This window comes from Methyloprofundus sp., from assembly GCF_965251085.1.
Lineage (GTDB): Bacteria > Pseudomonadota > Gammaproteobacteria > Methylococcales > Methylomonadaceae > Methyloprofundus.
This window is the reverse complement of record NZ_OZ252594.1, coordinates 4,188,912-4,210,665: the sequence shown is the minus strand read 5'-3', so window position 1 is coordinate 4,210,665 and position 21,754 is coordinate 4,188,912. Positions and strand designations below refer to the sequence as shown.

At 43.6% G+C, this 21,754-nt stretch carries 14 protein-coding genes and 2 pseudogenes; 11 read left to right on the top strand and 5 right to left on the bottom strand.

Annotated features, from left to right (window positions below):
* Positions 1-126: 126 nt before the first annotated feature.
* Positions 127-984 (bottom strand): Druantia anti-phage system protein DruA, encoded by an 858-nt coding sequence (locus ACQY3F_RS19730; RefSeq protein WP_428356757.1) that lies wholly within the window; start codon positions 982-984, stop codon positions 127-129.
* On the bottom strand, positions 981-2,702 hold the full coding sequence (tnpC, locus tag ACQY3F_RS19725) for an IS66 family transposase (RefSeq protein ID WP_428356756.1): 1,722 nt from the start codon (positions 2,700-2,702) through the stop codon (positions 981-983). Before tnpC ends, ACQY3F_RS19730 begins: the two co-directional genes overlap by 4 nt.
* 256 nt (positions 2,703-2,958) lie before the next feature.
* Here tnpC and ACQY3F_RS19720 point away from each other — a divergent pair.
* The 10 genes and pseudogenes from ACQY3F_RS19720 to ACQY3F_RS19675 all read left to right on the top strand — a co-directional run.
* Positions 2,959-3,432: pseudogene (locus tag ACQY3F_RS19720) on the top strand (ISNCY family transposase); the annotation flags it as partial.
* A 176-nt stretch (positions 3,433-3,608) separates the two neighbouring features.
* On the top strand, positions 3,609-4,073 hold the full coding sequence (locus ACQY3F_RS19715) for a hypothetical protein (RefSeq protein WP_428353676.1): 465 nt from the start codon (positions 3,609-3,611) through the stop codon (positions 4,071-4,073).
* Positions 4,070-5,866: a putative transposase gene (locus ACQY3F_RS19710; protein WP_428357611.1), complete on the top strand. Its 1,797-nt coding sequence runs from the start codon at positions 4,070-4,072 to the stop codon at positions 5,864-5,866. The genes ACQY3F_RS19715 and ACQY3F_RS19710 overlap by 4 nt, the downstream gene beginning before the upstream one ends.
* A 125-nt stretch (positions 5,867-5,991) precedes the next feature.
* A complete protein-coding gene (locus tag ACQY3F_RS19705; protein ID WP_428357806.1) occupies positions 5,992-6,432 on the top strand; it encodes a hypothetical protein in 441 nt (146 codons plus the stop codon).
* A 159-nt stretch (positions 6,433-6,591) separates the two neighbouring features.
* Positions 6,592-7,056, top strand: coding sequence for a hypothetical protein (locus tag ACQY3F_RS19700; protein ID WP_428356754.1), 465 nt, complete (start codon positions 6,592-6,594; stop codon positions 7,054-7,056).
* A gap of 59 nt (positions 7,057-7,115) precedes the next feature.
* A complete protein-coding gene (locus tag ACQY3F_RS19695) occupies positions 7,116-7,994 on the top strand; it encodes a putative transposase (RefSeq protein ID WP_428356753.1) in 879 nt (292 codons plus the stop codon).
* A complete protein-coding gene (locus tag ACQY3F_RS19690) occupies positions 7,928-8,851 on the top strand; it encodes a putative transposase (protein ID WP_428356752.1) in 924 nt (307 codons plus the stop codon). The genes ACQY3F_RS19695 and ACQY3F_RS19690 overlap by 67 nt, the downstream gene beginning before the upstream one ends.
* Before the next feature lie 596 nt (positions 8,852-9,447).
* Positions 9,448-12,183, top strand: coding sequence for a hypothetical protein (locus ACQY3F_RS19685; protein WP_428356751.1), 2,736 nt, complete (start codon positions 9,448-9,450; stop codon positions 12,181-12,183).
* 21 nt (positions 12,184-12,204) lie between these two features.
* On the top strand, positions 12,205-13,566 hold the full coding sequence (locus ACQY3F_RS19680; RefSeq protein WP_428352972.1) for an IS1380 family transposase: 1,362 nt from the start codon (positions 12,205-12,207) through the stop codon (positions 13,564-13,566).
* 325 nt (positions 13,567-13,891) lie between these two features.
* Positions 13,892-14,491 (top strand): hypothetical protein, encoded by a 600-nt coding sequence (locus ACQY3F_RS19675; RefSeq protein WP_428356750.1) that lies wholly within the window; start codon positions 13,892-13,894, stop codon positions 14,489-14,491.
* A 256-nt stretch (positions 14,492-14,747) separates the two neighbouring features.
* Here ACQY3F_RS19675 and ACQY3F_RS19670 read toward each other — a convergent pair whose 3' ends face one another.
* The 3 genes and pseudogenes from ACQY3F_RS19670 to ACQY3F_RS19660 all read right to left on the bottom strand — a co-directional run bounded on the left by ACQY3F_RS19670 (position 14,748) and on the right by ACQY3F_RS19660 (position 19,710).
* Entirely contained in the window at positions 14,748-17,099 is a 2,352-nt protein-coding gene (locus tag ACQY3F_RS19670) for a hypothetical protein (protein WP_428356749.1), read from the bottom strand.
* A gap of 752 nt (positions 17,100-17,851) precedes the next feature.
* Positions 17,852-18,133 (bottom strand): annotated as a pseudogene (locus ACQY3F_RS19665) (hypothetical protein).
* 215 nt (positions 18,134-18,348) lie between these two features.
* Positions 18,349-19,710 (bottom strand): IS1380 family transposase, encoded by a 1,362-nt coding sequence (locus ACQY3F_RS19660; RefSeq protein ID WP_428352976.1) that lies wholly within the window; start codon positions 19,708-19,710, stop codon positions 18,349-18,351.
* Positions 19,711-20,397: 687 nt separating this feature from the next.
* On the opposite strand from ACQY3F_RS19660, the gene ACQY3F_RS19655 reads away from it, so the two are divergent.
* Complete coding sequence (locus ACQY3F_RS19655; protein ID WP_428356748.1) at positions 20,398-21,750, top strand: M20 metallopeptidase family protein; 1,353 nt, start codon at positions 20,398-20,400, stop codon at positions 21,748-21,750.
* Positions 21,751-21,754: the final 4 nt, after the last annotated feature.

The following is a 21,754-nucleotide window of genomic DNA, read 5'->3' as shown; positions in this document are numbered from 1 at the left end:
ACTGTAGGATCAGACATCTTGATTCGCTATCCTGAAAGAAATCCATTAAAACTTAAACTAGGCAATATAATTAAAGGGTTAGGGAATTATTGTCGTAAATATTCGACCAACACATACTACCTGGAATCAGCGAGTTAGGTGGCTTCTAAACTGACGACACAGCGGATAAAGCCATAAGTCTTTGATGGGTACGCTTTGTTTACCAGCAGGTCCCAACTTGCCGCGCCCTTTGGTTTTACCTACGTAGATCCAGTTGGCGGCTTTGTAACAAGTCCCTGCAAATCGCTCGGTATCAACAAAAGTTTCCAGTAACACCGGACGGATGCCATAACGCTCTTCCCATTGTGTAGGAAGGCGACGAGCTATCATGGATAAAATAGTGGAAGCAAGATTTTTGGATTTCACCCAGGGCATAATCAGAAAACGGGCATTGTTCACGACTAACGGCAGGTTTCTTTGTCGCTGTTCGTGGCTCCAGCCAATAAACTGATCACGTGGTGCCGTTTGCCAGGCGGCCGCACTAAAACCGAGCGCTGCAATAATTTGCTCGTCGAGGATGACGAAGTAGCGAAGCTGTGCGCCGGGTAGCGGCTTGTGCCCCAGGTAGTGGTAGCGATGTATGTACTCATTCCATAGTCGTGAATGATCACGGGTGATGACTGGACAAAGCTGGATGGCCGCAAGTTCATGAACAGGCCGGAGGATCGCTGGTTGCGGGTCCGTCTGTTCAGTAAAGTTGAGTTTCTGTCGCGGGGGTGGTTTGCGCCGTGGTGGCGGCAGAGCGATAAGTCCATCTTCTGCCATGCGCAGCATGGCAACACGGCATGACATATCCTTGAGCCCCCCATCAGGCTTGTACCAATCAAGCATCCTGCAGGTCAGGCGCGAAAGTTCGGCACGCGTGCGCCCAGCATCCTCGGCAATCAATTTCCGCATCTGTTCCAGTTCCTGCTCGCTAAAGTTTCGTCCACAATACCGTGTCATGGTGATTGGGGCTGTTCTGACTCGAGTGGAGTCGCAGTCAGTTCAGGCAAGGGTTTGCTCAACTGCTGTTTGCGCGACTCGCTCATCATCCAGGGAATAAACGGGCGGATGTCTGAGGGAGGCTGCCCACCATTATTCGCACAGGCATCTAGATAGTCGTGAAGCCAGTGATGTGGGTTCAATCCCCATAACAGGATTGTCTGAAACAGTGAAAACATCATGGCTGCCAGTCTGGCACTCCATTGACTCCCTGAACCATAATGGTTTTTACGCCCCATACCGGGATTACGCATGCGCCGCTCAGCAGTATTGTTGTCCATGGGTACCTGGGGATTGAGTACGAATACCATCAATCCTTTCCAGTGGTTATTCAGGCTGTTTAGGATCTTGCATTGAATGCGCTCTAGGTTTTTGTTCTCTTTCTCCGCTTCCAGTAAATGCTCGTAACGCTCTTTCATCTTTTGGCTTGCCTGTTCAAGGGCTTGATGATGTTGCTTGAAGTCTTGATTCTGGGTTTCCAGGCTTTTTGTTTCGTCCCACTCTTTCAGGCGTTGCTTGTTAAGATGATAGAGTTCGGCAATGAGTTCGACCCAATCAAGCATCCATGCTTCAAGTTTCGGATAGCTTCTGGCGGCATCCAGAAAGTCACGGCGGACATGTGCCCAGCAGAAAGCCAGTATGATCTGTGGAATTTCCCGTGCCAGCCGAATGTAACCTTTATAACGATCACAGACCACAATGACCTGTTCCAGGTGTTTATCCAGTCCGGAAAAATACTTGATGGGTATATCACCACTACGGCTAGGTGCCAGTATGTAATAGACTACCGAACGGGACTGAGTGACCCACAACCACCAGCGGTAGCCCGTTTTGCCCTCTATGATTTCAAACACTTTCCAGCCGGTTTCATCATTATGGAATAGATCTTCGGTGAGTTGTTTTTTAACCAGTTCATTGACGAGCGGTTCGAATAGCGGAGCTATCTTCTGTAATCCACCCGTGAGTGTGCCAGGGGCAATGCATAGACCTCGATGTGTGTAATCTGTACACAAATTATTGAGTGCTCGTGAGAACAGAAACTTGTTAAGCAGAACTTCTCTCCATACCGAGATGCCAATACCACTTTTGGGGATAAGACGTGGTGCAGGAGGAGCCGTAATCAATCCGGTGACTCCCTCGCATTGACAGCCCTGAACATACACCTTTCGTTTGACACGACGAATATAGCTGTTAACCTTTATTTCAACAATATTTGAATCCTCTGTCTGTGACAGAAGCTTGTAGGGTTTTGTACAAACTAGGCGCAACGTGTTTTCAGCAGCAATGTCATGCTCTTCTTCAATAATCGGCAAATCAGGACGGGGAGTGCGGCCGTGTCCCTTGCTACCTTTTTGCTGGCCACGAGGCCGAGGTGTATCAGTATGATTATGTCTTCCAGAACTATTTCTCTTGGCAACGCCTTTTTCAGTTTTTTTGCCAAATAGGCGTTGTTTCAAGTCTCGAATGCGTGCCTGTGCAGATTCAAGCTCTAGCTTAAGATCTTCATTTTTCTGTTTGACTTGGTGATACTGTCCTTTCCAATAGTTTGCATCCCATTTAAGCTGTATATACTCTGCTTGTGTCAGTTCAATGACAATTTGAGCAAAGGGAGACTTTGTGATTTCTCCTGTCTCTATGCGTTGCGGACACGCTGCTGAATGTTGGGAGGCACTTTCCATGAACACCTTTATACAGGGTTTTGGATGATGTGTCCCGTACTCTTTTTATTTATTGCTGTATAGATGGGTTAGTCGAATATTTACTAATAACAGCTAATAAAATAACTGAAGATTCAAAAACTGCCATTTTAGTATTTTTCATACAAAACATATAAGTCACTGTTTTTAAATAGGTCTTTTTACCCAGAAAGTGCATTGGCAAATACCGAACCTTTAATTCCAGCCCTCTTTTACCAAAACTTCGCCGCAAAAAACCATGAGAAATGTCATATCACCACAACTGGAAATAGGACAAGTCGATATTGCCAACATCGTCATTGATGTCGCATCACGCGATGATATTCCACTCATCCTGCTGGGCCTGCAACACATCTATACAACCGGCTCCTTGAAAGAAGCTGTTTTCAAAATCCTTCAAGAAGTCATCCCGCGCAAGAACAAAAAAGGCCGTGATGAAACAGCTACCGTCGCATCAAATAAAGGTCGTCCCGGCATGGAGCAGTGGCGTATTCTGGTATTAGGCACCTTACGGGCTGCACTTGGTGCAGACTTCGATCGTATCCAGGAGCTCGCCAACGAACATCGAACCCTCAGAATGATGCTAGGGCACGGTACTTTTGATGACAAAAACTATCGCTTACAGACCCTAAGAGATAATCTAAAGTTATTTACACCTGAGATCATGGATCGCATTAATACGGAAGTCATTCGCTGGGGTTATCAGTTGCTTAATTTCAGACATCTTGATTCGCTATCCTGAAAGAAATCCATTAAAACTTAAACTAGGCAATATAATTAAAGGGTTAGGGAATTATTGTCAAATGATTGATATTTTCAGCTAAAGAAATGAAAATGGTACTCATTTAGGTTAAACTAAGCCCTCATATCATACGAGGTATTCAATTAATGCAGCAACTCATGCTCCCAATAATTCCTCAGGGTACGACTATTATAAATGGTCAGGTCAGTGTTGATAACCGAAATGATGAGTGGTTTTATTTCCTCGGCGGTATCCCGATCTATTCTCACCAGGCTGACAATAAGAGATTATTTAGACTTCACACCTCTCAACTCATCAATACCGGCTCCTGTCGTTCAATCGATATTATTACAACCTTTGGTGTCTCTAAAAGTAGTGTTATGCGCTCATTAAGGCAACTACGAGAAAAAGGGGCTGATTCGTTTTTTGAACCTCGCCCGACTCGCAAGGGAGGACCACTCTTTACGCTTGAGGTTTTGCAGCAAGCTCAGGAATATCTGGATCAAGGTATGACGCCTAACGAAGCCGCTAAAGAATTAGGCATCCGGGCAGATACCTTTCGCAAGGCGATCAGTGATGGACGTTTAAAAAAAAGTCTGCCGTATCAATAGACCCCAATGATGGCAGTACCAAATCAGCCCGTGATATTATTGATGCCAGTGCAGCCGAGTCACTCGGTACGGCCTGCACTCGAGTAGAAGAGCGAATCCAGGCGGCTTTGGGTGAGCAGGAAAAGGGAGCCTCAATCGAATTCGAATCCTGTTTAGATGTTCCTAAAGGCGGTGTGTTATGTGCATTGCCCGCGTTACTTAGCAATGGCTTATTAAATGACATTGAGCACCACCTTGGCAAACTGACAGGTTATTATCAAACCTTTCATATCCTATTGCTACTCGCCTTTATGGGACTATGTCGCATCAAAAATGCCGAACAACTTCGCGAGCATGCACCGGGTGAATTCGGCAAACTACTTGGCCTGGATCGGGTTCCCGAAGTGCGCTGTTTAAGAACCAAAGTAAAAGGACTGTCTGATCCAGAATCAGTTGAAAGCTGGGCGGCCGACCTCAGTCGACAATGGATGGAAAATGAACCAGAGGCAGCAGGAACACTCTACATAGATGGTCATGTCCGTGTCTATCATGGACACTTGACTAAACTTCCCAAACGGCATGTTTCACGCGAAAAACTCTGCTTACGGGGTATCACCGACTACTGGGTTAATGATGGTACGGGGCGTCCCTTCTTTGTCGTTGAAAAAACGGTGGATCCGGGCTTACTAAAAACGCTGGAAGAAGATATCGTCCCCCGATTACTCAAAGACATTCCGAATCAACCGAGTGCACAAGCATTACAGCAAAACAAACAAGCCTGTCGTTTTATCCTGGTGTTTGATAGAGAAGGCTATAGCCCCGCATTCTTTAGAAAGATGTGGGACAAGCATCGTGTCGCTTGCATGACCTATCATAAATTTCCCACCGAAAATTGGCCACTGGACAATTTTTCCAGTCAGGAGATCACCCTACCGAGTGGTGAAAAAGTCATCATGAAACTCGCCGAACGAGGCAGTCTGGTTGGAACCAAAAAACAGGCGATGTGGATGAGAGAAGTGCGCAAGTTGACTGATTCTGGTCACCAAACCAGTATTATTACCACAGCCTATGAACTAGAATTGACGGCTGTTTCTGGGCGAATGTTTAGCCGGTGGTGCCAAGAGAACTTTTTTAGATATATGAAGCACCACTATGGGCTAGATATGCTACAGGAGTATGGAATAGAGCCACTATCCGATACCCAAAAGGTGGTCAACCCTGATAGGCGCCAACAGGAAGGACAGCGTAATTCGATACAATCCAAACTCAATTACCGTCTATCTCGATTTGCAGCGATGGAACTTCATCCGGTGATTAAAAAAGATGAAACGGAAGATGTGAAATACAAGAAATGGGAAAGAAAACGAGCAGAATTACTCGAAGAAATAGAGCATTATGAAAATGAACTAAAAACCATCAAGGAAAAACTAAGCCAAACGCCCAAACACATTACCTGGCAAGAGTTGAGAGACGAAGATAAGTTCGAACAGCTTCTGCCAGGGAAAAAGCGGCTGATAGATACTGTCAACATGATCGCTTATCGGGCAGAAACAGCAATGGCCGCTCTGCTAACCTCACCGACAATCGACTTTCCGATGGCAAGGCAACTATTACAAACGCTGTTTGTGACAGAAGCAGATATATTACCCGATGAAGTAAAAAAACAACTTCGGATACGTGTGCATAGTACTTCCCGACCTGCAAGTAATAAAGCAATAGAAAAGTTATTTGAACAACTCAATCAAACGGAACTCAATTATCCAGGAACCGATCTGCGCTTAATTTATGAGCTGACTTCATCCGCAAAAAATTAGGAAATGGTCTCAAATTAGTTTCGTCTGAATCAAGATGTCTGAATTTAGAGTCCACAGTATCCATTCAGGGGCGTTGTGATTCGTCGGTCTTAAAGACCGATGTTCATTTTCCAACCGACATTAACTTGCTTTACGATGTAATGCGGGTCTTATTCCGTCAGTGTGTTTACTGGAGCCAGGAATACTCCCTTCCCGATTGGCGGCAACATAAACATAACCTTACTGAATTCAAACGACAATATAGACGGATTCAAAAGCTGCGTCATTCCACCTCGAAGGACGAAAAGAAAAAACGGGCTCAGGCCGATTTGATTTGTAACGCACATCAGGTTTATATTGATTTGGCTCAAAAGTACCTGAACCGAGTCACTCAAAGTTATGCGTTATTGATAAGCACCTATAAGGTTCCAGAAGTCCTATTGCTTAAGATGCAAACCTTTCTCCAGCATGGCGATCGACAAGTCGATCAGATCAGACGACGCGTCATTGAGGGAGAAACCATCCCCCATGATGAAAAAGTATTTTCCCTATTTCAGCCACATACCGAATGGATTCAGACATCTTGATTCGCTATCCTGAAAGAAATCCATTAAAACTTAAACTAGGCAATATAATTAAATGGTTAGGGAATTATTGTCAAATGATTGATATTTTCAGCTAAAGAAATGAAAATGGTACTCATTTAGGTTAAACTAAGCCCTCATATCATACGAGGTATTCAATTAATGCAGCAACTCATGCTCCCAATAATTCCTCAGGGTACGACTATTATAAATGATCAGGTCAGTGTTGATAACCGAAATGATGAGTGGTTTTATTTCCTCGGCGGTATCCCGATCTATTCTCACCAGGCTGACAATAAGAGATTATTTAGACTTCACACCTCTCAACTCATCAATACCGGTTCCTGTCGTTCAATCGATATTATTACAACCTTTGGTGTCTCTAAAAGTAGTGTTATGCGCTCATTAAGGCAACTACGAGAAAAAGGGGCTGATTCGTTTTTTGAACCTCGCCCGACTCGCAAGGGAGGACCACTCTTTACGCTTGAGGTTTTGCAGCAAGCTCAGGAATATCTGGATCAAGGTATGACGCCTAACGAAGCCGCTAAAGAATTAGGCATCCGGGCAGATACCTTTCGCAAGGCGATCAGTGATGGACGTTTAAAAAAAAGTCTGCCGTATCAATAGACCCCAATGATGGCAGTACCAAATCAGCCCGTGATATTATTGATGCCAGTGCAGCCGATGTGCTTGGTACGGCCTGCACTCGAGTAGAAGAGCGAATCCAGGCGGCTTTGGGTGAGCAGGAAAAGGGAGCCTCAATCGAATTCGAATCCTGTTTAGATGTTCCTAAAGGCGGTGTGTTATGTGCATTGCCCGCGTTACTTAGCAATGGCTTATTAAATGATATTGAGCACCACCTTGGCAAACTGACAGGTTATTATCAAACCTTTCATATCCTATTGCTACTCGCCTTTATGGGACTATGTCGCATCAAAAATACCGAACAACTTCGCGAGCATGCACCGGGTGAATTCGGAAAACTACTTGGCCTGGATCGGGCTCCCGAAGTGCGTTGCTTAAGAACCAAAGTAAAAGGACTGTCTGATCCAGAATCAGTTGAAAGCTGGGCGGCCGACCTCAGTCGACAATGGATGGAAAATGAACCAGAGGCAGCAGGAACACTCTACATAGATGGTCATGTCCGTGTCTATCATGGACGCTTGACTAAACTTCCCAAACGGCATGTTTCACGCGAAAAACTCTGCTTACGGGGTATCACCGACTACTGGGTTAATGATGGTACGGGGCGTCCCTTCTTTGTCGTTGAAAAAACGGTGGATCCGGGCTTACTAAAAACGCTGGAAGAAGATATCGTCCCCCGATTACTCAAAGACATTCCGAATCAACCGAGTGCACAAGCATTGCAGCAAAACAAACAAGCCTGTCGTTTTATCCTGGTGTTTGATAGAGAAGGCTATAGCCCCGCATTCTTTAGAAAGATGTGGAACAAGCATCGTGTCGCTTGCATGACCTATCATAAATTTCCCACCGAAAATTGGCCACTGGACAATTTTTCCGCGGCCAGGAGATCACCCTACCGAGTGGTGAAAAAGTCATCATGAAACTCGCCGAACGAGGCAGTCTGGTTGGAACCAAAAAACAGGCGATGTGGATGAGAGAAGTGCGCAAGTTGACTGATTCTGGTCACCAAGCCAGTATTATTACCACAGCCTATGAACTAGAATTGACGGCTGTTTCTGGGCGAATGTTTAGCCGGTGGTGCCAAGAGAGCTTTTTTAGATATATGGAGCACCACTATGGGCTAGACATGCTACAGGAGTATGGAATAGAGCCACTATCCGATACCCAAAAGGTGGTCAACCCTGATAGGCGCCAACAGGAAGGACAGCGTAATTCGATACAATCCAAACTCAATTACCGTCTATCTCGATTTGCAGCGATGGAACTTCATCCGGTGATTAAAAAAGATGAAACGGAAGATGTGAAATACAAGAAATGGGAAAGAAAACGAGCAGAATTACTCGAAGAAATAGAGCATTATGAAAATGAACTAAAAACCATCAAGGAACAACTAAGCCAAACGCCCAAACACATTACCTGGCAAGAGTTGAGAGACGAAGATAAGTTCGAACAGCTTCTGCCAGGGAAAAAGCGGCTGATAGATACTGTCAACATGATCGCTTATCGGGCAGAAACAGCAATGGCCGCTCTGCTAACCTCACCGACAATCGACTTTCCGATGGCAAGGCAACTATTACAAACGCTGTTTGTGACAGAAGCAGATATATTACCCGATGAAGTAAAAAAACAACTTCGGATACGTGTGCATAGTACTTCCCGACCTGCAAGTAATAAAGCAATAGAAAAGTTATTTGAACAACTCAATCAAACGGAACTGAATTATCCAGGAACCGATCTGCGCTTAATTTATGAGCTGACTTCATCCGCAAAAAATTAGGAAATGGTCTCAAATTAGTTTCGTCTGAATCAAGATGTCTGAAATCCTGCAAGCATTATACATAATAATCCACAAAACTCCTTATTAAACAATGATATTATATCATTGTTTAATAAGGAGTTTTGTGGATTATTATGTATAATGCTTGCAGGATTTAGGTATAATTTTGAACTGCTGCACTCAGCGTTATTCATGACTAGTCAGGCTTTAAATATGAGTTTACGTTGGAATCTTAGTATAAATATCTGAATTCGTACTCAGAATCACTTGCTATATATGGTTATAGAGTTGCGTCCTGCGTAATTCAAAATTTAATGTTTCAATTTTGTAACACTTTCTTATTTTACATTTTCGCTAATAATACCATTACATTTCAACTGGATACGATAAGTCTAGTCATTGGTATCCATCAGATATGCAAACATAACGTTACAGATTATTTATAAGATAGCTATTGTTTTTATAAATAAAAGATAAATGGCCATATAAAACAATGATGTAAAGGATTTGGTATGAATTATGCTCTTTTCAAAGGTGATGTAGTAAATTTTTTATCTGGATCTAATTGCTTCAGATAACTTTATGAGGATAGAACCATGAAAAAGCGAATAACAACAGGTGATTGTTGCTTCTCAGCTCCTGAGCTGTGGCTGCAACGAGTCACTATAAATTCAGTTAGACAACTACTGATGATTATCACACTGGTTTTTTTTAGTGGGATTTTTTCAGGGCAGGTACTAGCCGCGGATCCGGTGCCTGATTATGATCCAGGCAAGGCTCCCAGCAACTCTATCGGTTTCGATATTGAAGGCTGTCGTCTTGATAAATCTACGGAAGGAACCTACGATGCAACTGCTACACCTCCTGTCTTGACATGTGATAATTCAGCATACACAGACGGTAATCTGGGTAAGCAGTGGGAAGAACTGGATCTGGTGTCACATCGTATTGAGTCCGATACCTCTGGGTTAGCGACTGCAGACGAGACCTATCAGATCATCGTTGGTGCCGATAACCTAGTCGATAATAGCCCGTTGAAAATTGGCTTTGACCGCGTGGTCAATTTCGAGTTTAATGCGGCGCTTTCGACTGGAAGTGCTTTTGATTGCCAGTTGACGCTGATTGGCGGTAATTCCACCGGTGACTTCGGAATCGGCGGCGCGATAGAACAGATCGTGCAGGTTTTGGAGATTACTCAAACTAAAGACAAGAGCTGCGTGTGGGACTATGTAGAACGTCTTGCTATAACTTCGAGCCTCATCTCTGGTTCAAGTACCCGATCCTTTATCTTCGCGGGAACCGGCGCGCAGAGTGTCCCGATTCCATCGAAAATCCAGCCGCAGGAACTCTCGAAATCAATGAGTGCTGTTGAAGATAGTCTGTTGAACTGGACAATTTCAAAAAGTGCTAATCCAGTGACCTTCGATTTCGCGAATACCTGTAAGGTCGAAAACCCAAATACTAAAGATGTTACCGTAACTGTCGAATTTACCAAGGGAGATACGGATCCTTCTTCACTCACGGCAACTTCGATGGTAACTGCAGTAAACCCTTCGAGTCGTGATGTCACTTATGATTGTACCGATGTTCTGTGGGGTGTGTTAGCTGGTGCAGGAAGTGAATCTGAACTTGACAGCCAGGAGATAAAAGAAGTGGTTGAGCCCGGGATGGAGACATTCAAGCTTACCCATGTTGTACCTCCAGGTAGCCGCCAGTTGCGTAATGAATTGACCTGTACACTTGCAGTCGAGGATATACTCGACCCAGGCGTGTTTATAGTTGTTGGCGAATTGGATGCGGCATTTTTATTGCCTAATTCTGATATTGGAGATGGTGATGTCGTTAATAGCGATGTCGTTATCACCGATGTTGAAAAAATCATAGGTAATGGCTTTACTTTCTCAGCTGTTCAAGTAGCCACTGGAGTGACAGGTGCTTTTCAGGGCTATACCCCTGGAAATTCAACTACGGGTCCTATAACGTGGGTTTCCAATAAACAGAGTGATTCAGGTACTATTCAGTTTACCAAGACGGTGACAGTGGCGCGTTTTATTAATACTACTGGTACGCTCAGCGATATTGCCAAACTACCACTAACAGATGCCACGAATGTAGATGCAAATGCAAGCACAACATTTTCGGCCGGTGCCTTGGTTGAACTCACGATTATCAAGAATATTCCGGACATTCTTCAGGGCTCTGAAACGATTAAGTGTAACTTTACTGTGAAGAACAGTTCTAATGAATCTGTAGCCTTTCCAGAGCTTAACTTTAGCGCGGGCGATATTCAACAGATGACGACTATTATGGATCTTGAACCAGATAGTTATTCGGTAATTGAAGGAGCATGCGGTGGACTTGTACCGTCCGGTGGTACTACTCAAACGGTCGATCTTACTCTTGATATTGATTCAGTCTTTGCAGACTGCTCGGATACAGTGACCTTCAACAATATCGTCGGTGCAGGTAGTGCAGTTGCCGAAGTTAACAAGGTAACTATGCCTATAGGTTTGGAAGATGGTTGGGAAATGACGCTTAAAGGTCCGGGAACTGGGGATAATGGTATCACATTGACTACGACAGATAGTAATCCCGTAGCTTTTGAGCGATTCTCTGATCTTGGCCTAGGTACTGACTTCCTACTTCTGGAAGGAATGTATGTTATTACAGAAGATTTGAAGGATGGATGGGAAAACACCGCTAGTGTTGGCTGCTCGTTCACGATCAATTATGACCCTGATTTCGGTGCGGTTAAGAAATGTTCGTTTACCAACAAGAAACTGGGTACGATTATTATCAAGAAGCTAACTGAGCCAGTGAATGGAACAGGTTTTGATTATACTGACGATATTGAGGCACCCAATGACTTTATGCTAGATCATGGAGGAATGGAGACCTTTATGGATGTCAAAATGGGAACTTATAAGGTCACTGAAGGTAATCCGGGACCGGAGTATGATCTGGTTAAACTGGAATGTGTGGATGATGCAGATGAAGATGGTTACAATGTCCTTGACTCTTCGATCGATCTGGAAAAACGCGAAGCCATTATTAAGCTTGATCCAGGTGAGACTGTAGAATGTACCTATACCAATCGTAAACGTGCTATGGCTCAAGTCATCAAAACTGAAAGTGGAACTACACCAGTCCATACTTTCGACTTTGAGTTACGCGTAGGAGCAAGTGTAGCCTTAAGTGGAACCACTTTTGCCACGGGTAGCACTGATTCGAACGGTTTAGTTGAATTTAGCTGTAACCTAAATCCTGCAAGCATTATACATAATAATCCACAAAACTCCTTATTAAACAATGATATAATATCATTTTCCTGATTTCACTATCTCATTGTTTTAATGAAGCCCTCTAAAGTATCAAAATCCTCATCTCACGTAAGAAACCGTACCCGAACGGTAAAAATGACATCTACAGCACATGGATTGACAAGCCAGGCGGGACTGATTCCCGTCGTGAAATATTTAGACAGGATAGGTTTTGAAAAAACCGTAAAACAAAGCGTTCCACATCGGCGGGGTGAAAATGCAGACCATCACTTATCTGATGTGGTTCTATTGACGTTGGTTGGCATGATGGGGGGAGCAACATCAATGGCAAAGGTGACGACCGTATGGGCAGATAGCGTACTGCGCAAAGTAGCTGGCTGGATAAAGATTCCTGTTGAAACCACAATTTTACGGATCTTTAAAGAAGTAAGTGATAGGCAGATAAGCCAGTTTGAAACGCTCACGCATACTTTGCGTGGTCAACACTGGCGGCGATTGCTTCGTTCCGGAAAATCGAAAACTGGCATACAATCCGTCCAGTGGGTCGATGTCGATTCAACTGTGGACACCGTTTGTGGTCGACAAGAAGGAAGTGCCAAAGGCTTCAACCCCAAAAAGAAAGGTGCCCGTTCATACCATCCACAACTCGCTTTTCTAGCGGAAACAAAAGAAATTTTACAAGCCTGGTTCCGGACAGGCAATGCCTTTACAAGCAATGGTGTTGTAGAATTTACCAAACAGTTACTTGCACACTTGCCCAATCGGATGCGCATTATTTTTCGCGGTGACAGTGGTTATTTTGTCGGTGATTTGCTTGAATTTCTCGATACCAGAGGGCATGGGTATCTAATAAAGGTTAAACTTAAGAATTTGAACGCATTGCTGGCCAAACAGGCCTGGACAGCCATACAAGGCCGACCCGGTTGGGAGCAGAGCGAGTTTCAATATCGTTGTGGTGGCTGGTCTCGCTCTCGTCAGTTTGTCGCGGTCAGGATAAAGCAACCTAAACAAGTGACAGGACCTCAGTCCGAGCTTTGGGATACGGCAGAATATGACTATTTTTGTTATGTAACAACTGAACCTCTATCGCCTTGGCAAACACATAAGAAGTATGGTGAACGAGCGACGTGCGAAACATGGATTGAAGAAGCAAAATCACAAATGGGTTTAGGTAAAATCAGAACGAATCAATTTCTGGCTAATGCCGCATTATTTCATTGCGCCGTTCTTGCCTACAATACCGTGCGCTGGATGGCTCAATTGAGTGGCAACAAAACGTTGTGCCAATGGGAGCCGGATACACTTCGTACTTATCTGATTCGGGTGGCTGGAAAATTACTCACAGGCAATAATCAGCTGAGAGTCAGAACACCTGCAGATCCGCTCTATCCACAGGAATGGGATGATTGGGTTAAGGTGGGGTTACTCGCTTAACATTAACCGAAGTTAAGTCACTTTGATTAAAAGGTCATGGCACGTTGGCAGGGTGTTTATTGCCTTGGGCTCGGGGGATATCCATACGATACAAAAAATTTCCTCTATTTATGATTTAAATCTGGATATTTTGATCGGTTGGACAAAGAGGGCTGGCAAAGCGGCAGTAAAAACCTAATAACCACTTAGCTAGACAGGTTAATGAGAGTCAAAATATGGGCTTGCAGGATTTAGGTGTAACAATAACAAACCGGAGATTTGTACCAATGATGCTACTGGATCCGCTAAAATTGTATCCGGTGATTATCAGCTCTGCGAAGTCGGCATGATGCCTGGTTGGTCTAACGATATTGATGGATTCACACCTGATAGCGAAACAGCTGAAGGTGGAGATAATAGTAGTGAGTGCATTAATATCACGCTAAATCCAGGTGATATGTATTCTCTGGATGTTGACAATACCCCTCCTCCTGGCGGTGATGCACACACCATTGGGTTCTGGAAAAACTGGACATCTTGCGATGGTCGCGGTAAGCAGGCTGCTGTTCTCGATGACAATCTACCGGTAACACTGGATACAGACTTTGTTATTGATAAATGCCCGGTAGCAGTTGATCTCCTGGACAAGAGAAAAGTCAAGAATGAAGACATCATTAAGGATGGCAAAAAATCGGCATCTGATCCTATTTACAATATGGTTGCCCAGCTATTTGCTGCAAAACTTAATGTAAATGCGGGTGCTGGTGGATGCGCTGCTCTAACGAATGCGATCACAGATGCTGATGCCCTTTTGACTGATGTTGGCTTTGATGGCAACATGGACTATAAAAAAGGTTCAGATAAATTAACGCGCAAACAAAAAGCTGAGGCAAACGCCCTTGCTGGTACTTTGGATGCATATAATAACAACCAACTCTGTCCATAAAGAAGGGTAGAGTTATAAATCGACTGGGGTTCAGTTCAGTCAGAACCCCTGTTTATTTTTGGAGATACTATAGTATCCTACCCACATAGTATAAGGATTAAGCAGTAAACACTTAGACCCGGTAGAAAACCGGGTCTTTTTTTGGGCTAACAAACGTAATTCGACTTACAGAACATTACGAAACTAAAGCCTGACTTTAAAGTCGGTAGGTATTATCGAATGGTCTAATGCGCCTTTTTCGATAGTTACTGTTGTGCTACTTTTTACCTTTTCCATTACTTCCACCTTTTCCTTTTCCTTTTATTGTTTTTCCAGTTATTACTGAATTACTTTGAAAAGAGATATTTCCCGTTGCATCATAAGCAGTAACCGCATAATTATAGTTAACACCATCAGCTCCACCTGCATCAACATAGCTGGTATCTACGATATCCGCGATTTTGATTCCGTCCCGGTATACCTGATAACCTGTGACGCCTACATTGTCATTGCTGGCATTCCAGGTCAAACTAACCTGCTTGAAATTTGCAATGGCAGCTAGTCCGGTTGGTGTGGTCGGAGCTTCGCTATCCTCAATCGGCACTATTTCATTAACCAGGTAAGTCGCCACAGTGTTTTTAGAGTGTAGGGTTTCATTGTTATCTGAAACTGCAATTTGCACACTGTAGCTACCTGCTGTTGCGCTTGCACTTGAACTCACTAACAATGTACTTGAAGCTGTTGCACCTGGAGAAAGAGACAGTGTCGTACTAGACAAATTGGCACTCCAGCTACCGGGCAGAGTGGTAATAGCCATGCGAAAGGTGCTGGCACTACAAGCTGGCGTGTCATTGTTGACCAAATTGGCTGTATAACTAAGCGTTGTTCCCGGGTCCCCGTTCTGATTACTAGGCGACAGGGACAGGCTAGGTGCATTGGCAATACATGACTGGGCTACAGTATAGCTGGCGCTAACTGAAGATGTATGAAGGTCTTCTCCGAGATCGCTTATGTTGATACTCGCATTATAAAGGTCTGAAGGAGCATTGCTGGCGGAGGTGACCAAAAATGTTGCCGTGCCCGTCTGACCAGGTGACAGATTCAGGTTCATTGTCGAGAGTGTGCCTGTCCAGCCAGTCGGGACATTGTCGCTTAAATTAAATGTACTATTCGCACAGCTACTGTTGTCAATGTTGCTTACAGAAACGGTATAGATCAAAGTATCACCGGCACTGGTGCTTTGATTTGTTGGCGATAGACTGACCAGAGGGGGAGCAGGAACGCATGCCGGAGGCGAGTTTGAACCATCGAATTCTATCTCTACGGTAAGGTAGTCTGGTACAGAACTTACATGGGTCAAGGTGATACCATTTACATTATCTACGAAGTCTGTGTTCACCAGTGGGGCGCTTATGAGTGTTGTTTTGCCCCCATTACCTTTGTAAAGATGAATATGTAGCCGTTGAGTCAGAGTGGCTGAAAGGTTAGCATCAAATCCTATAGGTTGCCGATATGAGAGGTAGTAATAATCGTTGCTATCTGGTTTTGCAATCTTGAGAACTTGAGCTAGATCTGTTTCAGCAGCTGTGAGTTCCAGTGGAGCGATATAAAATGTTCCGCTTTGAGTGATTGTAGTAAATTTGTCAGATGAGCGCCATCCCATCTGTTCCTGATGAGGGGCATTTAACTGACGTAAACCAGACAGTGCAGAACCCAACGGATCAGTAGTGTCACCATATTCGTTGGCTAATGTTGAAGCGTGATTCATGCCAAGATTATGTCCAAACTCATGGGCGTATACTCCTTCTTGGTCACAACGAAATATCCAGGCCTTACTTGGGTTGTCACCCACTGATGCCAAGCCTGTATTGCCGCAATTGTTTTCTGAAGGTAATACATAAATTCTACGGTTGTAGTTATTTAGATTAATTCCGTCGTCTACAGCTAATTGATCCATCTCTGAAGCCCAGGCACTGACATTACATGAATCAGTGCTATTGCTACTTAAGTTATATGGACCTGCTACTTGACCACTAAGCCATATTTTTCCGTGTGATGTCTCCCGAAAAAGAGCGTCGATGGAATTGCCGGCAGAATCAGTAAACATGAGGTCTTCGATGTCCTGATTAGAACAGGATATATCCTTATCTTCAAAATTAGCCACCATGACTAGCGTTTTTTGTTCACCTGTTACCACTGCAGAAGCCGCTGAAAGTACTTCGATATTTTCATCACCTCCTGCCGCCAGGTATATTTCTTCATTATGCTGATTACCGCGTACCTTGATTTTTCTGCCACTATGTAGGTTGGCCGGTTGTTCTCCTGCAAACTTTAATTCAAAGTGACCATTATTGTGCTTGTCCTCAAGCATATAACGCTTTTCGCTGCGCTGATTTTCGAAATCATCGAAATAGATGACGGTTAATTTACCGCTTACTTCGATAAGCGGGCCGTATAGAATTTCTGGTTTAGCAGCCGCTTGTATTGTCAGGTTGAAACTTAAATTAGCAATTATAAAGAGCGTATAGATTGAATATTGGGATATTTTTTTCATGGATTTTTCAAGTTTAAAGATTTTAGGCATGAACAGTTGATCAATAATATTGTAGAAAAATGGTTCAGAGACCAATATTAATTACCTTAATTAATATTAAGGAGATACTGCTAGCCAATTTGTTGGTCCTAGGGAGCAAAGTGTAAAAAGTGGATACAGCTTTATAAGCTTTCAGTTAACTTTTGTTACTTAATCTATACTTCACAGGGTCACGGTTATCTAGCGGTTGTTTTTTGTCGTACTGAAACTATTGCTAGCAGCTATGCGCCAGTTTCAGCGTTTTTCTCTCGATAAAAATCGACTCGCGGTAACGGTGCAACTGTGGTCGCGTGAAGTAAAATCAAGTTAACTGGGCATGATGTTTATATTAGGAATGTTGTAATGGTTTTAAAGTAGTAAAACATTTTATAGTTAAAGCATTTATTGTGCCACCTGTTGATCATAAGACATGTAAAGATTCGCAATGAGTTGATGACGACTTACTGTCGTTAATCCGCGACATGATTGTTTGTCTCTAACTTACAGAGTCATTCACTATTGCTAAAAGTATATAAAACTCTCAATAAACTAATTTATAGTAACTGTCTTCAACTGGAGACGGGTTTAAGTATAGTTAGGAGCGAGAATTTAATAATACCCGAGTCTGACTTGTCTTTTGACTCCACAGTCGCACTAGAAAAACAGTTGCGTAGCCTCACTGTGCCTGTTTTCCTAGCATGCCTGTGATGCCAAAACCCTGCGTCATACTTTCGGATATTATTAAATTCTCGCTCCTTAGGCATATATAAGTTTTAGCTTTTTCTAGTGACAGCAATTGCATTTCTTGCTCAGGGGATAGAGCGCCACTGGTTATCGATCAGTCCTTGCAGAGGTTGGTAGTTTATTTTATAGGACATTTTTTGGCAGTTTTCTATCCAGTAGCCTAAATATAGCTAGTCTAAACCAAGCGATTTAGCGTATTCGATTTGCCATAGCACGGCATAGACTCCCAGGCTTCGAGCGGAATATTTAGGGTTAAAAAATGTATATACGGCAGATAGTGCATTGTCGAGTAAATCAACCACAGCAACAGCGGCTAATTCATTATTACCTAAATCCTGCAAGCCCATATTTTGACTCTCATTAACCTGTCTAGCTAAGTGGTTATTAGGTTTTTACTGCCGCTTTGCCAGCCCTCTTTGTCCAACCGATCAAAATATCCAGATTTAAATCATAAATAGAGGAAATTTTTTGTATCGTATGGATATCCCCCGAGCCCAAGGCAATAAACACCCTGCCAACGTGCCATGACCTTTTAATCAAAGTGACTTAACTTCGGTTAATGTTAAGCGAGTAACCCCACCTTAACCCAATCATCCCATTCCTGTGGATAGAGCGGACCTGCAGGTGTTCTGACTCTCAGCTGATTATTGCCTGTGAGTAATTTTCCAGCCACCCGAATCAGATAAGTACGAAGTGTATCCGGCTCCCATTGGCACAACGTTTTGTTGCCACTCAATTGAGCCATCCAGCGCACGGTATTGTAGGCAAGAACGGCGCAATGAAATAATGCGGCATTAGCCAGAAATTGATTCGTTCTGATTTTACCTAAACCCATTTGTGATTTTGCTTCTTCAATCCATGTTTCGCACGTCGCTCGTTCACCATACTTCTTATGTGTTTGCCAAGGCGATAGAGGTTCAGTTGTTACATAACAAAAATAGTCATATTCTGCCGTATCCCAAAGCTCGGACTGAGGTCCTGTCACTTGTTTAGGTTGCTTTATCCTGACCGCGACAAACTGACGAGAGCGAGACCAGCCACCACAACGATATTGAAACTCGCTCTGCTCCCAACCGGGTCGGCCTTGTATGGCTGTCCAGGCCTGTTTGGCCAGCAATGCGTTCAAATTCTTAAGTTTAACCTTTATTAGATACCCATGCCCTCTGGTATCGAGAAATTCAAGCAAATCACCGACAAAATAACCACTGTCACCGCGAAAAATAATGCGCATCCGATTGGGCAAGTGTGCAAGTAACTGTTTGGTAAATTCTACAACACCATTGCTTGTAAAGGCATTGCCTGTCCGGAACCAGGCTTGTAAAATTTCTTTTGTTTCCGCTAGAAAAGCGAGTTGTGGATGGTATGAACGGGCACCTTTCTTTTTGGGGTTGAAGCCTTTGGCACTTCCTTCTTGTCGACCACAAACGGTGTCCACAGTTGAATCGACATCGACCCACTGGACGGATTGTATGCCAGTTTTCGATTTTCCGGAACGAAGCAATCGCCGCCAGTGTTGACCACGCAAAGTATGCGTGAGCGTTTCAAACTGGCTTATCTGCCTATCACTTACTTCTTTAAAGATCCGTAAAATTGTGGTTTCAACAGGAATCTTTATCCAGCCAGCTACTTTGCGCAGTACGCTATCTGCCCATACGGTCGTCACCTTTGCCATTGATGTTGCTCCCCCCATCATGCCAACCAACGTCAATAGAACCACATCAGATAAGTGATGGTCTGCATTTTCACCCCGCCGATGTGGAACGCTTTGTTTTACGGTTTTTTCAAAACCTATCCTGTCTAAATATTTCACGACGGGAATCAGTCCCGCCTGGCTTGTCAATCCATGTGCTGTAGATGTCATTTTTACCGTTCGGGTACGGTTTCTTACGTGAGATGAGGATTTTGATACTTTAGAGGGCTTCATTAAAACAATGAGATAGTGAAATCAGGAAAATGATATTATATCATTGTTTAATAAGGAGTTTTGTGGATTATTATGTATAATGCTTGCAGGATTTAGGTGATACATTAAATTATAATCTGATAACCAATAATAGAGATTTGATGCCACCGGTATAGCTTGAGTTATACTTTAAGCATGAAAGCAGCGATATCAAATTCAGACTCTATTTTTTAGTCAGCAGAAATTATGGCTCAACAGCTAGCTATTTCTCGTAGTGAACGTTTACCAAAGCTATTTCAGAATGATAAAAAGGTTGATTTAGGAAAAACTCCATAATGATTTTTTGGATTATATTTTGCCTAATAATGGGCATTTTGCCGTTAATTGTGGTATATAAACGAAAAAATTTTCTGACATTGTTATTAACCTTCCCTCCGTTTCTGTTATATACGGCTTACCGAGTCACCCTAGAGTGTATTGCTACCAATAATCATTCCGAAGCCTGTGTATGGGGATACTTGAGCTATATATTTGCAATATTAGCGGGAAGTGCTTTGTATCTACTGGTTTCAATGATTCAATATGGTTTGGCTTGGTTAAAAGCTAGAGCTAAAGATCCTATATAACAGATTAAAGTAGCCAAATGGAAATGTGATATCTGGGATAAACATTTTTACTGAAGCAATACAGATAAATTAAGGAGACCCTATGCACCCACTCTATTCAGCGATCAAGATGTTACTGCGATTAGCAGTCCTTTGCTTGCTTACTTTGCCCACTTTGTACGCAGCTGAACAGCCGCGCGAGTGGGTCAAGGACAATATGGACAATCTATTGACCTTATACAGAGACTTCCATTCCAGCCCTGAGCTTTCCTTTCAGGAACAAATCACGGCGGTAAGGCTTGCAAATGCATGGCAGTATTGCGGCTTCGAGATGACAACGGCAGTTGGCGGTTACGGTATTGTTGGCTTGCTAAAGAATGGTGCTGGCCCTGTTGTAATGCTAAGAGCAGACATGGATGCTCTGCCTGTTACCGAACAAACTGGCTTATCATTTGCTTCTCAGGTACAAACTAAAAACGAGGGTGGTCGAGAAACAGGTGTTATGCATGCTTGTGGGCATGATGTGCATATGACCAACCTTATCGGTACGGCCTGTTATTTAGCGAATAACCGCTCGCTGTGGCAAGGAACATTGATGCTGGTTGGGCAACCCGCAGAGGAACAGGGGGCAGGCGCACGAGCGATGCTCGAAGACGGATTGTTTGAACGCTTTCCCAGACCTGATTTTGCTATCGCCTTGCATGTTTCCCCTACTCTGGCGACAGGTAAAATTGGCTTGCGGCCAGGCTTTCTTTTGGCGAATGTCGATACTGTCACGATAATGTTGTACGGCAAGGGCGGGCATGGCGCTTACCCGCACACTGCCAATGACCCCATAATACAAGCTGCACAATTGGTCATGGCTTTACAAACTATTGTCAGTCGCGAGATTGACCCTCTTAAATCTGCGGTGATCACTGTTGGTTCCTTACATGCAGGTAGCAAGAGTAATATTATTGGTGATACTGCTGAACTCAAGCTGACAGTGCGCAGTTTTTCTGACGAAGTGCGCGAACATTTATTAGCAGCAATAGAGCGTAAGGCACTCGCAGTTGCAATTAGCAATAATGCGCCAGAACCCTTGATTGATATTCGTAAAGGTACGCCTGCTTTATACAATGACCCTGGCCTGACTAATCGCTTGACCAGCGTTTTGCAGCAACAGTTAGGCGAAGAAAATATTGAGCTGTCGGAGATGTCCATGGTTGGCGAAGATTTCAGTCGTTACGGTAAAGCCGGAGTACCCAGTTTATTGTATTGGCTAGGTGCGGTTAATCAACAACGCCTGGACGACTATGCAGCTAAAGGGGATTCGCCACCCTCATTACATTCACCGACTTTTTATCCAGATATCGAAGAAAGTTTGATAACAGGCATCAGTACTATGGCCAGTACAGTACTTGAATTACTGAAGCCTGAGGAACAGAAAGCTGGCAGAGAAATTCAGGACAAATAATATA